At 71.2% G+C, this 12,411-nt stretch carries 8 protein-coding genes and 2 pseudogenes; 6 read left to right on the top strand and 4 right to left on the bottom strand.

What is annotated here, in order from left to right:
• Window positions 1-310: 310 nt before the first annotated feature.
• On the bottom strand, window positions 311-2,104 hold the full coding sequence (locus ACGF2V_RS19715) for a tetratricopeptide repeat protein (RefSeq protein WP_362707353.1): 1,794 nt from the start codon (window positions 2,102-2,104) through the stop codon (window positions 311-313).
• Between the two features lie 97 nt (window positions 2,105-2,201).
• Here ACGF2V_RS19715 and ACGF2V_RS19710 point away from each other — a divergent pair, with 97 nt between their 5' ends.
• The gene (locus tag ACGF2V_RS19710) at window positions 2,202-3,569 is read left to right on the top strand and encodes an FAD-linked oxidase C-terminal domain-containing protein (protein ID WP_362707356.1); all 1,368 of its coding nucleotides are present in this window, start codon (window positions 2,202-2,204) and stop codon (window positions 3,567-3,569) included.
• 262 nt (window positions 3,570-3,831) lie between these two features.
• Here the strand turns inward: ACGF2V_RS19710 and ACGF2V_RS19705 are convergent, their stop codons facing one another.
• Window positions 3,832-4,308: an SsgA family sporulation/cell division regulator gene (locus tag ACGF2V_RS19705; protein WP_362707359.1), complete on the bottom strand. Its 477-nt coding sequence runs from the start codon at window positions 4,306-4,308 to the stop codon at window positions 3,832-3,834.
• 211 nt (window positions 4,309-4,519) lie between these two features.
• Between ACGF2V_RS19705 and ACGF2V_RS19700 the strand changes: the two genes are divergently transcribed.
• From ACGF2V_RS19700 to ACGF2V_RS19690, 3 genes and pseudogenes are all read left to right on the top strand, one after another.
• Window positions 4,520-6,412 carry an RDD family protein gene (locus ACGF2V_RS19700; RefSeq protein ID WP_392912769.1) on the top strand — a complete coding sequence of 631 codons (1,893 nt, stop codon included), beginning with the start codon at window positions 4,520-4,522 and terminating at the stop codon, window positions 6,410-6,412.
• Window positions 6,413-6,587: 175 nt separating this feature from the next.
• Window positions 6,588-7,403: an RDD family protein gene (locus ACGF2V_RS19695; protein WP_362707361.1), complete on the top strand. Its 816-nt coding sequence runs from the start codon at window positions 6,588-6,590 to the stop codon at window positions 7,401-7,403.
• A 143-nt stretch (window positions 7,404-7,546) separates the two neighbouring features.
• A pseudogene (locus ACGF2V_RS19690) lies at window positions 7,547-7,642 on the top strand (DUF1737 domain-containing protein); the annotation flags it as partial.
• A 186-nt stretch (window positions 7,643-7,828) separates the two neighbouring features.
• On the opposite strand, the gene ACGF2V_RS19685 reads toward ACGF2V_RS19690, so the two are convergent.
• Complete coding sequence (locus ACGF2V_RS19685) at window positions 7,829-8,203, bottom strand: hypothetical protein (RefSeq protein ID WP_362707364.1); 375 nt, start codon at window positions 8,201-8,203, stop codon at window positions 7,829-7,831.
• Window positions 8,204-8,622: 419 nt separating this feature from the next.
• On the opposite strand from ACGF2V_RS19685, the gene ACGF2V_RS19680 reads away from it, so the two are divergent.
• Both ACGF2V_RS19680 and ACGF2V_RS19675 read left to right on the top strand, forming a co-directional pair.
• A complete protein-coding gene (locus tag ACGF2V_RS19680) occupies window positions 8,623-10,974 on the top strand; it encodes an immune inhibitor A domain-containing protein (protein ID WP_392912793.1) in 2,352 nt (783 codons plus the stop codon).
• 124 nt (window positions 10,975-11,098) lie between these two features.
• Window positions 11,099-11,419 (top strand): annotated as a pseudogene (locus ACGF2V_RS19675) (hypothetical protein); the annotation flags it as partial.
• A gap of 305 nt (window positions 11,420-11,724) precedes the next feature.
• Here the strand turns inward: ACGF2V_RS19675 and ACGF2V_RS19670 are convergent.
• On the bottom strand, window positions 11,725-12,309 hold the full coding sequence (locus ACGF2V_RS19670) for a nicotinamidase (protein WP_362620725.1): 585 nt from the start codon (window positions 12,307-12,309) through the stop codon (window positions 11,725-11,727).
• Window positions 12,310-12,411 lie beyond the last annotated feature (102 nt).

Raw genomic sequence — 12,411 nt, 5'->3', positions numbered from 1 at the left:
GGGGCGCTGATCCGGAGGGGTACGGGCCGGGGCATCGAGCCCGCCGTACGGGCCGCGGTCCGAGCCGACGGTACGGACGAGGGGCGGGGCCACCGGGCGATCCGGGGCCCCGCCCCTCGCGTACGGCGAGTCGTGTACGGCGACCGTCCTTCGTGTACGGCAACCACCCCTCGTGTACGGCGACGCCCTTCGCATACGGCGACCGCCCTCCGCATCGGCGCTGGTCGCTGGACGCCAGGCCGTGGGCCACCGGTCGCCAGTCGCAGGGCGCGGCTCGCCAGTCGTCGGATCGGCCGTCGGTCGTCGGCCGTCAGCCGCCATCCGTGGCACGCGGTACCGGCGGCCCTGCGGATGCCTGTCGCCGGGGCTTGGGGGTGGCGGGCCCGGAGGCGGCGGGTGCGGGCGCGGAGGTGGCCGGTCGCGGCGCCGGCCGCGCGGGCATGGGCGGGACCGACTCGTCCGCCGGTGCCGGAGCGGGGAGCACGCCGCGCGGCAGGACCGTCGGCAGGTCGTCCAGGGCGTCCAGGGCCCTGCGGGCGGCCGGGGCCTCCAGCGGCGAGAAGTGCGGGTTGGCACGCAGGGACTCCGTCAAATGGCGTCGCGCCGCTCCGTAGTCCTTCAACGCCCGCTCGATCGCACCGAGATGGGACACGTACGAGGCGTCCTGTGCCCCTGCGGCGACCGCCCGTTGCGCGTAGGGCAGCGCAGCCTTTGAGTCGCCCGACAGATGCAGCGCCCAGCCGAGCGCGTCCGCCACCGCGGCACTGCGGTGGGATCGCGCCCACTCGGCGGTCAGCAGCGCCACCGCCGCCGTCGGCTCCCCGTGCGCCGCCTCGAAACGGCCACGCAGCAGCGCGTGGTCCACGCCCTGTTCCTGGTCCCGCGAAAGGGTCGTGCGTAGCCGCTCGTACTGGTCCCGCGCCTCCGCGTGCCGGCCCAGCGACTCGTACAACTCGCCCAGCTCCAACAGGTATTCGGGCCTCGGCGGATCGGCCAGCGCGGCCTCGTAGCCGCGCCGCGCCTCGTCCGCCCGGCCGAGCGCCGCCCACGCCCTCGCCCGGCCCGCGAGCGACGGCCGGTGATCGCGGTCGACGCGCAGCGCAGCGCCGTACTGCGCCACCGCCTCCTGCGGCTCGCCCCGCCCCCACGCCAGTTCGCCCAGCAGATACAGGCACTCCACCTTCTGCTCGGGAGTCTGCGCCCGGTCCGCCGCGTCCCGGGCACTCGCCACCGCGTCCTCGGCCCGGCCCATGTTCCGGTGCGCCCGCGCCGTCAGCAGCAGCGCCTCGACGCCGGGCCGCAGCGCCGCGAACCGCCGTAGCGCCGCGCGCGAGGAGGCGGCGTCGCCGAGACCGTCGTACGCCTCGACCAGCGCCGGGTACACCGCCCACTCCTCCGGATGCCGCGCCCGTACCTCCTCGCCCCACTTCTTCGCCGCGCCGAAGTCGTGCCGGGCGTCGGCGAGCCGCGCCATCCCCACCTGGGCGGTCGTGCTTCCCTTCTCGTCCGGTCCGGCGCGCAGCGAGCGCTTCAGCGCCTGCTCGGCGCGGACGTAGTACGACGCGTCGGCGGAACGTCCCGCCCATTCCACGTACGCGGTGCCCAGCACGGCCCACGCCCGCGCGTCGGAAGGGTGCCTCTCCACCCGCTCCCGCCGGTCCTCGATCAGCGCCTCGAGATCGCGGAGCGACGCCGGATACCCCAGGTCCGCGGCCCTCAGGGCGCGCGAGACCGGCCCCGGCGCGGGCGGCACGGACTCCTCGCCGTCCTCCGGCCCGAACACCACCGCAGCCGTCACCAGCATTGCACCCGCCCACACACCCATGGCGGTCCGCCGCAGCGTCAGACGCAGCGTGACGGTCGGCAGATCCTCGTCGGTCGGCGGATCCTCGTCGGTCGGCAGGGCCTCGTCGGGTGGCGGCGTCTTCGCGGGTATCGGGGACTCCGACGTCCCCGGAGGGGGCCAGGCGGTCGAATCATGGGGCTTCTGGGCCTTCTGTGACTTCCAGAGGCGCCGGGGCTTCAGACGCGACTGAGGCTTTGGAGGCTTCTCGGGCTTTGGAGACTGCTGAGTCTTTGGAGACTGCTGCGGCGAGACGTCCATGCCGATCACTCTGCGTCAGTAAGATGATCACGCTGCGCTGTCCGGAGGGTCCAGCAGACGGGTTCACACCAATGGGTCCGGGTGCCAGGCTTGGATCGTGACTGGACTTCTCGAACACCTGCGGACGGGACTTCCCGCCGAGGCCCTGCTCACGGATCCGGACGTCACCGCCTCGTACGCCCGGGACATGGCGAGCTTCTGCGACGCGGGCACACCCGCCGTCGTCGTGCTTCCGCGTACGGTCGAGCAGGTCCAGCACGTGATGCGCACTGCCACGGCGCTGCGCGTTCCGGTCGTCCCGCAGGGAGCCCGTACCGGCCTGTCGGGCGCGGCCAACGCCTCCGAAGGCTGCATCGTGCTGTCCCTGGTCAAGATGGACCGGATTGTGGAGATCGATCCGGTCGACCGGATCGCCGTCGTCGAACCGGGCGTCGTCAACGCGGTACTGTCCCGGGCGGTCGACGAGCACGGCCTCTTCTACCCGCCGGATCCCTCCAGTTGGGAGATGTGCACCATCGGAGGCAACATCGGCACCGCGTCCGGCGGTCTGTGCTGTGTGAAGTACGGGGTCACGGCGGAGTACGTACTCGGCCTGGAGGTCGTCCTCGCGGACGGGCGCCTGCTCACCACCGGCCGCCGTACCGCGAAGGGCGTCGCGGGCTACGACCTCACCCGGCTGTTCGTCGGCTCGGAGGGCAGCCTCGGCATCGTCGTCAAGGCGGTGCTGGCGCTCAAGCCGCGACCGCCGCGACAACTGGTGCTGGCCGCCGAGTTCCCGAGCGCGGCGACCGCCTGCGACGCGATCTGCCGGATCATGGAGCGTGGTCACACGCCGTCACTCCTCGAACTGATGGACCGTACGACGATCCGCGCCGTCAACCGGATGGCCGCCATGGGCCTGCCCGACAGCACCGAGGCGCTCCTGCTCGCCGCCTTCGACACCCCGGACCCGTCGGCCGACCTGGCCGCCGTCGGCGAGCTGTGCACCGCCGCGGGTGCCACGGAGGTGGTCCCCGCCGAGGACACCGCAGAGTCCGAACTGCTGCTCCGCGCCCGTCGGATGTCGCTCACGGCACTGGAGGCCGTCGCGTCGGCCACGATGATCGACGACGTGTGCGTACCCCGTTCGAAGCTTGGTGCGATGCTCGAAGGGACGGCCGCCGTCGCAGAGAAGTACGGCCTCATCATTGGTGTCTGCGCGCACGCGGGGGACGGCAACACCCATCCCGTCGTCTGCTTCGACCACACCGACGCCGGCGAGACCCGGCGGGCGCGCGAGTCCTTCGACGAGATCATGGCACTCGGCCTGGAGCTCGGCGGAACGATCACCGGTGAGCACGGCGTCGGCGTCCTGAAGAAGGAGTGGCTGGCGCGGGAACTCGGCGAGGTGGGCGTCGAGCTGCACCGGGGGATCAAGCAGGTGTTCGACCCGCTGGGGCTGCTCAACCCGGGCAAGGTGTTCTGACATCGGCCCGCGTCGGGGCAGGTCGTGTGGGGAGAGGTCGCGCCCGTACAGGTCGTGCCGGGGCGGCTTTCGCCGCCACGGTCCGCGTTACGACGGTCCGCGCCACGACGGACCGCGTTACGACGGCTCGTGCCAGGCGTACTCACGCTGCTTTTGCTCACGCTGCTTCCGCTCACGCTGCTCTTGCTGAGGTCTCGCCCGCTCACGTCTCGTCCGATCGTGTCCCGGGGGCCGGCGCCTCGCGTGCTGATGCCCCGCGCGGTCATGCGTCGCCGTCCTGCGACTCGTCCGACGGCCAGGGGTCGGTCAGCCACAAGTCGTCGGCGGGCAGCGGGGCGAGTAGTTCGGCGAGCGCCTCGTCGATGCCCAGGCGCTCGGTCTCCGTGCCGGGCGGAACCATGCGCAGGGTCCGCTCCATCCAGGCGGCCACGGCGGCCGACGGCATCTCCAGAAGGGCGTTGCCGTCGGGCGAGGACAGCGCAACGAAGACGACGCTGCGCCGTTCGACCTTGGTCGGCCAGATCCGCACGTCCCCGTGCCCGCACGGCCGGAAGACGCCCTCGACCAACAGGTCACGGGCGAACGTCCAGTGGACGGGGAACTCGGAGCCGATGTGGAAGTCGATGTGAACGGCGTACGGGTCCTTCGCGCGGTACGTCAACCGGGCGGGGACGGGGATGCTGCGCTCGGGCGACAGAACCAGCTTGAGCTCCAGGTCTCGTTCCACGACGGTGTTCATGAGGGCTCCTTCTCGGTGTCCGTGAACCGGTCCCATGACCGGCCCGCACTGGAGAGAGCACACTTCACGCCAACTCTTACGCGACTTCGGGAAAAAATTTCGAGGAGGCCGGAAAGCGGCCCAAACCCCTGGACCGGCCCGGGGGCGGGCGGGTGTCTGATAGATGTGGACCCGTTGATTTGAGGCCTCGAAGAGATACGGGACCACGGTGATGAGCGCCCCCACTCCGGCACCCGGTGACGAAAGCCCCCGCGAGGGCTACTACCCCGATCCCTCCATTCCTGGATATGTCCGGTACTGGAACGGTGCTTCGTGGGTGCCCGGTACGAGTCGGCCGGCCCCGCAGCAGGACGAGCCGATGCCTGCCGCACCCGCCGGTGGGCAGTACCGGGCGCAGCATCCGAACTCACCGGTCCCGTCCGCCTCGTCCGCCCCCTCGCTCCCCTCGAACCCGTCCGTTCCGGCCACCGCGTCGACGGAGACGCCGATGGAGGAGACCGGTCCGGTCTTCCTCGACGAGGAGCCACAGGAGGGCAACCGACCGGAACCGGCCACCGCCTGGCAGGCCGATGCCTCCCGTCAGGCCGGCTTCGGCGAACACGACCGGCGGGTCTCCTGGGGCGCCACGCCCCAGGAGGGCGCCGCGCCGCGGCCGGGCGCTGCCTCGCAGCCGAGCGGCCAGGCCGATTCGGGTCTGCCGTCGGGGCCCACGCCGCGGACCGTTGCCCGGGTTTCCGAGGCTTTTGGGGGTCCCAGGGGCCCCGGAGTGGGATCGGGGCCGGTGACCGGCCAGGAGTCCCGTCCGCCCACAGGCCCGGCTCCGGCCGACCGCACGCCTGCTGACGGGTCGTCGGCCGCTCGGGTCCTGGACGACCGCGCGCCCGTCGACCTCGTTCCCGCCGATTCGCGACAGCACGCCTCGCAGCCGTCGGCCGACGGTGCGCTGCCGGGCATGCGGGGCAGCGACGATCAGGCACCCGAGAACACCGTCGCCCTCCGCGCCGTGGACCGGGGCAACCTCCCGCCCGCCCCCCGGACCCCCCGACAGCCGCCCGAGAACGGGACGATGGCGATCCGCCCGCCCTCTCCCGGGACCGGCGCGCCGGCCCCGGCGCCGCAGAGCCCCAGCGCGGCCCCCGGTCCCATCCCGGCCCAGGGCCCGGTGTCCGTCCCCGCCGCGCCCGCGAACCCGAACGCGACCCCGGTGGCCCCGGCACCGGGCCCGAGCCCCGCCGCGCCCGCGAACCCGGGTCCTAGCGGCGCGGCCACTTCCTGGGCCCAGCAGGCCCACCGAAATGCCCAGCCGACCTCGGCAGCACCTCAGCAACCTCAGTCACCACAGCCCCAAGCCTCACAGCCCCAAGCCTCACAGCCCCAAGCCTCACGGCCTCAACCGCAGCAACACCAAACTCAGCACCTTCGGCAACCTCAGCAGCCCCAGTCCCAGGCGCAGCCCGAGCCCCAGGCACAGCTCCAGCAGCCCGGCCTTCCGATCCAGTCCCAGCAGCCGCATCCCCATCCGCAACTCGGCGCGGCGGGCGGGCAGCAGTTGGACCAGCCCGTCGCCCCCTGGAAGCCCCCGGTCAACGACCCCTTCCAGCAGATGGCACAGGCCCAGGCATCGGCCCGGCCCGCCGTCCTCGGGAAGCGGTTCGCCGCCCGGCTCATCGACACGGTGGTGCTGGGAGCTCTCGTCGGCGCGATCGGGTTCCCGCTCGTCTCACGGGCGCTGGACCACATCGACGCGAAGATCGACGCGGCGAAGATGTCCGGCCGCACGGTCACCGTCTGGCTGGTGGACCCCACCACGGCCGGCCTGTTCGGCGCGGTGCTCGGAGCGTTCCTCGTCCTCGGCGTCCTGCTGGAGGCGCTGCCGACCGCGAAGTGGGGCCGCACGCTCGGCAAGAAGCTCTGCGGACTGGAAGTGCGGGACATCGAGTCCCACGAATCCCCCTCCTTCGGCGCCGCGTTGCGCCGCTGGCTGGTGTACGGGGTACTGGGCGTCCTGGTAGTCGGCGTGGCCAACGTGCTGTGGTGTCTGTTCGACCGTCCGTGGCGCCAGTGCTGGCACGACAAGGCGGCACACACCTTCGTCGCGGGCTGAGACGGGCCCCATGGGGCGCGAGGGGCGGAGTGTGGGCCGGGCAGCGCGTGCCGCCGCCCGGCGGAGGCCACCTCTCCGGGCGGCGGCCCACCGGGTGAGTCGCCCGGGGCGGAGGTGTTCCCCCGAACGCACCTGAGCCGTTGCGGACGGTTCCGGGCCGGGATGCACTGCCCCCATGAGTAACGATCAGCCGACGTCCGGACAGCCACCCGAGGACGACCCGTTCCGCAAGCAGCCGCAGGAGCCGCGGCCGTCCGAACCGGGGCCGTCCGAACCGGGGCCGTCCGAGTCGGGGCCGCCCGGACCGTGGCAGTCCCAGGGCCCGCAGGAGCCCCAGGAGCCGCAGGAGCCCCAGGGACCGCCGCCTGGTCCGCCATCCGGTCCCGGCCCCGGTCCGTCGTCGGGATCGCCCTACGAGAGCATGCCGCCGCCTCCCCCTCCGCCGCCGTACGGCCCCGGCCCCTACGGCGGCGGAGGGCCGTACGGGGGCGTGGACCCGCTGGCCGGAATGCCGCCGCTCGGCGAACCGGGCAAACGGATCCTGGCCCGGCTGGTCGACTTCCTCATCATCTCGATCCCGCTGTACCTGATCTCCTTGCCGTGGGGCGGGCTGGTCGAGATGGCCAACAACGGCAACACCAACACCGGCGACGTCGGCGACCTCTTCAGCCAGACCTACAACAGTCACCAGATGATCTGGTCGTTGATCGGGCTGGTGGCCTACGTCGCCTACGACACGTACTTCACGCACAAGGACGGCCGCACCATCGGCAAGCGGATGACGAAGCTGCGCGTGGCGATGCTCAACGACGGCCGGGTACCGGACACCGGGACGTCGTTCCTGCGGGCCGTGGTGCTGTGGTTGCCGGCACTGCTGTGCTGCGCGTGCCTGTGGTGGCTGATCATCATCGTGTTCATGCTCACGGACAAGCCGTACCGGCAGGGCCTGCATGACAAGGCGGCGAAGACGGTGGTCGTCCAGACCAGTTAGCCTCGATCCACCGGTGTGTGCTGAAGGTGGTCCTCTGATCGGTTTCTGCGTCGGCTTCGGTCTGGTTGCTGTGTAAGAGCAGGTGTTACCCGCTGGTTTGCCCAGCTTTTCCACACGGGCGACGACGCGCAGCAGGCAGCGGCTTGCTTGGCTACGAACTGCACGAAGGTCCCGCCGTCACCTTCGACGGTGAGAACGTCATCGTCGCTCAGGCCCTGGTCTGGCCGGCACTGCCGTAGCGACCGTGAGAGTGGCGGTGGTCGTGACCGGCCCGATTGGAGCGCGTCCGGGCCCGCACCGGGGAACGCGGTCACGTCCTCCCCGCCTCCCCGCTTCCGCCCTGCTCGCCCTCACCTCGGTCGACCTGGCCAAGCCCGACCGGTATCCCTCACGGCCGTCGGCTGCCGTGACCGGAGCGGCGCACGTCAGGGCCGCAGGGAGCGCTCGTCCCGGTGGTCCTCCGCGGTCTGCGTACCAGAGCTGACGGGCCGTCCGCTCTCGCGGGGCGACGGGGACGGGGACCGGACCTCGTCGAGGGCGAGGCCCTCTGTCTCGACGGCGACGGAGACCTCGTCCCGGCGTGTACGGGCGGCGGCCCCGGACCGCGCGGACTTCCCCGTCCTCGCCGGGGCCGGATGGGGTGCCGTCACGGCCACCAGCAGGCCGAGCGAGAGCGCCGCGGCCCCGATGACCGCGATGCCGATCCCCGATTCCGTACGGGAGAGCAGCAGCATGGCGAGGGTCGAGCAGACCACGGTGACCGAACCGTAGGAGAACTGCACGGCAGTGATACGCGGCATGGCGGTATCCGTCCTCGGGGCATCGGATGGGCGGTCCCGGACACGGTCGGACAACCCCTGGCGACTCTAAGGCGACGGATGCCCGAGAGGAGCCGGTGCTAAGCGCGGCCCGAAGCACGACGCCGGTGCACGGGGGGCGCACGGAGTCATTCCGGTCCCCGCCGGTCAAACCTGACGCCCCGTTTCCGGACAGCGTGAATGTCCGTATAACGGAAAGCGACTCCTGCATAGTGCACTTGGCTTATCCAAGTCAAGATCTGTCTTTTTCTTTGCGCCTCCGGTCGAATGTCGTCACTTGTGACGCGTATCCGCGCGCGGCCCTCATCCGACTTCCAGGCCGTAGTCGCGGACGTCGGGGAGGACTGCATCACGTGAGTACGAAAAGAGGGGCGCTGCGCGGCGCAGCGATTGTCGTGGCCATGGCTGCCACGGCCGCCACCGCGTCGGCCTTCGCCACCGCCCAGGCCGATGACAAGACGTCAGGGGCGCGTAACGCCGTTGTCGACCGCCGCGACCCGGGGACGGGCAAGGGCAACGCGCACGACCTCCAGGGGCCGTTCAGCGAGCAGCAGGACGCTCAGCGTCAGGCCGCCCTGGAGCAGGTCCTGTCGGGCGAGAAGAAGATATCGAAGCGGGACGGCTCCAAGGTCGTCAAGCTCGACGACAAGAAGTACGTCGAGCTCGGCCGCGAGAAGACCGACAAGATCTTCACGGTCCTCGTCGAGTTCGGCGACCAGGTCGACGACACGACCATGTACGACCCGGACGGCGAGGGCCCCAAGCCCCCCGTCAAGAAGTACGGCGGCACGCCCGGCCCGGCGCACAACACCATCGCCAAGCCGGACCGCAAGAAGGACAACAGCACGGCCTGGCAGGCCGATTACAACCAGCAGCACTTCCAGGACCTCTACTTCGGCACCGGTGCCGGCAAGAACTCGCTGAAGACGTACTACGAGAAGACGTCCTCCGGGCGCTACTCCGTCGACGGCCAGGTCTCCGACTGGGTCAAGGTCCCGTACAACGAGGCCCGTTACGGCTCCAACTACTGCGGCGCGTCCAACTGCGCCAACGTGTGGGACATGGTCCGCGACGGCGTGAACGCCTGGTCCGCCGACCAGAAGGCCAAGGGCCGTACCACGGACCAGATCAAGGCCGAGCTGGCCCAGTACGACCAGTGGGACCGCTACGACTTCGACAACGACGGCGACTTCAACGAGCCGGACGGCTACATCGACCACTTCCAGATCGTCCACGCCGGCGAGGACGAGTCCGCGGGCGGCGGCGCGCAGGGCAAGGACGCCGTCTGGGCGCACCGCTGGTACGCCTACGGCACCAACGCCGGTGCGACCGGCCCGTCCTTCAACAAGGCGGGCGGGGCCGAGATCGGTGACACCGGCATCTGGGTCGGCGACTACACCGCGCAGCCCGAGAACGGCGGCCTGGGCGTCTTCGCCCACGAGTACGGCCACGACCTGGGCCTGCCCGACCTGTACGACACCACCAACACCGCCGAGAACTCGGTCGGTTTCTGGTCCCTGATGTCGGCGGGTTCCTGGCTCGGTACCGGCAAGAACGAGATCGGCGACCTGCCCGGCGACATGACCGCCTGGGACAAACTCCAGCTCGGCTGGCTCAACTACGCCGAGGCCAAGGCCGCGACGAACTCCACCCACAAGCTGGGCGTGTCCGAGTACAACACCAAGGACAAGCAGGCCCTCCTGGTCAAGCTCCCGGACAAGGCCGTCACCACCGCTGTCACGAAGCCCGCGGAGGGCTCCAAGCAGTGGTGGAGCGGCATGGGTGACAACCTGAACAACACCCTGTCCCGCTCGGTCGACCTGACCGGCAAGTCCACGGCCTCCCTCGGCCTCGCGGGCTGGTGGGACATCGAGCAGGACTACGACTTCCTCTACGCCGAGGTGTCCGACAACGGCGGCACCAGCTGGACCGCGCTCGACGGCACGGCCGACGGCAAGGCGCTCCCGCGCGACGCCAGTGACAAGCCGGCCCTGACCGGTGTCTCCGGCGCGTACCAGAAGCTCTCCTACCCGCTGGACGCCTACGCGGGCAAGAAGATCGACATCCGCTTCCGCTACACCACCGACGGCGGCGCGGGCGGCATCGGCTTCGCGGCCGACACCCTCTCGGTCGACGCCGACGGCACCGCGCTCTTCAAGGACGACGCCGAGGGCGACGACAACGGCTGGACCCTCAAGGGCTTCTCCCGTGTCGGCGAGTCCTTCACCAAGGACTACCCGCAGTTCTACATCGCGGAGAACCGCCAGTACGTCAGCTACGACCAGACCCTCAAGGTCGGCCCGTACAACTTCGGCTTCTCCAAGACCCGCCCGGACTGGGTCGAGCACTACCCGTACCAGACCGGTCTGCTCATCTGGCAGTGGGACACCTCCCAGAAGGACAACAACGTCTCCACCCACCCGGGCAAGGGCCTGATCCTGCCGATCGACGCGCACGCCAAGCCGCTGAAGTGGGCGGACGGCACGGTCATCCGCAACAAGATCCAGCCCTTCGACGCGCCCTTCAGCCGCTACCGGACGGACGCCTTCACGCTGCACAACGCCGACGTGCCGGTGAAGGTCCGGTCGCAGCTCGGCGTCCCGGCCTTCGACGACCACAAGGGAACCTACTGGTACGCCGAGAACAAGACCGGAAGCGTCCAGGTCACTGACACCAACACCCGGATCTCGATCATCAGCCAGCCGCGAGACGGCTCGACGATGGTCGTCAAGGTCGGTCCCTCGCAGAAGTAGTTCCACGTCACCGCAGGTCAGAGCTTGATCGGCCGTCGCCCTCTAGCGGGCGGCGGCCGATCGTGTTTAGGTGCGTCTTGACCACATCCTTATTGACACGACGTCTCACGGGGGAGCGCGGAACATGGCGTGCGGAGGGTTCAGCAAGTTGCCGAACGGCAGCGTGGTGGTGGCGATCACCCTGCCCAGGCCCACGGACGGACCGGGGCCGGGCAGCCTGGTCCGGGTCCTGGTGCACGCGGGAAACCGGGCCCGCGCGCTGACCCGGCTGCGCAACCTCGGGCTCCGCGCCGTCTACCTGCGCGGCAACGCCGAGCCGCCCACCCCCGACGAGATCACCGCCGTGCTGCACCACCCGGACGGGATGCTCTGGCGCGGGAGACCGGAGCGGGCCCAGGAGCTCTGGCATCCCATCCGGGCTCTCCTGCGGCCCGCGTCGTCGTCCGCCGCGGACACCGCGTCCTCCACGGCGGGCGTGCCGGCCCACCACGCGGCCACGACGGCTCCGACGTCCGCGGCGGCGCGTCGCCCGTGCCTGCCCTCCGTGCCCGCCACGCCGGTCCACCGCCCGGCCTGAAGTCGCGCGGGCGGGGCCTGTGACGTGCGGCCCACGGTCGGCGACGCTCGGGGCGAGGGCCTGTGACCTGCGGCCCGTGATGCGCGGACGGTGTGAGGCGGGCGGAGGCCGGCGGCCCGTGAGCGCGAGGCGGGCGGGTCGGGCCGTGTCGGTCGACTGCCCACCCCGCCCCGCTACACGACCGGCTCGCCGGACAGCTTCACGCCCGCCCTGCGGAGCTCCTCCAACGCCTGGCGCGTGGTCTCCTCGGCCACGCCGGCCGTGAGGTCGAGCAGCACATGGGTCGTGAAGCCCTCCCTGACCGCGTCCAGCGCCGTCGCCCGCACGCAGTGGTCGGTCGCGATGCCCACCACGTCCACCTCGGTGACGTGGTGGGCGCGCAGCCAGTCGGCCAGCCCCGTGCCGTTCTCGTCGACGCCCTCGAAGCCGCTGTACGCCGCCGAGTGGGCGCCCTTGTCGAACACCGCGGCGATCGCCCCGGAGGCGACCGCGGGCGCGAAGTTCGGGTGGAAGCCGACCCCCTCCGTACCGGCGACACAGTGCGGAGGCCAGGAGCGCTCGAAGTCCGGCCGCTCGGCGAAGTGGTCGCCCGGGTCGATGTGGTGGTCGCGGGTGGCCACCACATGGCGGTAGCCCGGCTGGGCGTCGCCTATGAGGTCGGTGATGGCGGCGGCGATGTCGGCGCCTCCCGTCACGGCGAGGCTGCCGCCCTCGCAGAAGTCGTTCTGGACGTCCACGACGATCAGGGCGCGGTGCATGGCGGGTGTCCTTCGGTGGGGGTGAGGGCGGGACAGGAACGGGTGCGGCCGGCGGTCAGGGGGTGAGCATTCGGACCCGTGGTCAGGGGTACAGGGGTACGT

Source organism: Streptomyces sp. NPDC047982, from assembly GCF_043204165.1.
In the GTDB taxonomy this organism is placed as follows: Bacteria; Actinomycetota; Actinomycetes; order Streptomycetales; family Streptomycetaceae; genus Streptomyces.
The sequence above is the reverse complement of the archived record's forward strand: the minus strand, read 5'-3'. Positions and strand labels throughout refer to the sequence as shown.

Bases quoted from the DNA above. Each gene is read 5' to 3' on its own strand.
- ACGF2V_RS19685 (WP_362707364.1), bottom strand. From the start codon at position 8,203: ATGCCGCGTATCACTGCCGTGCAGTTCTCCTACGGTTCGGTCACCGTG.
- ACGF2V_RS19700 (WP_392912769.1), top strand. From the start codon at position 4,520: ATGAGCGCCCCCACTCCGGCACCCGGTGACGAAAGCCCCCGCGAGGGC.
- ACGF2V_RS19680 (WP_392912793.1), top strand. From the start codon at position 8,623: ATGGCTGCCACGGCCGCCACCGCGTCGGCCTTCGCCACCGCCCAGGCC.
- ACGF2V_RS19705 (WP_362707359.1), bottom strand. From the start codon at position 4,308: ATGAACACCGTCGTGGAACGAGACCTGGAGCTCAAGCTGGTTCTGTCG.
- ACGF2V_RS19670 (WP_362620725.1), bottom strand. From the start codon at position 12,309: ATGCACCGCGCCCTGATCGTCGTGGACGTCCAGAACGACTTCTGCGAG.
- ACGF2V_RS19715 (WP_362707353.1), bottom strand. From the start codon at position 2,104: ATGGACGTCTCGCCGCAGCAGTCTCCAAAGACTCAGCAGTCTCCAAAG.
- ACGF2V_RS19695 (WP_362707361.1), top strand. From the start codon at position 6,588: ATGAGTAACGATCAGCCGACGTCCGGACAGCCACCCGAGGACGACCCG.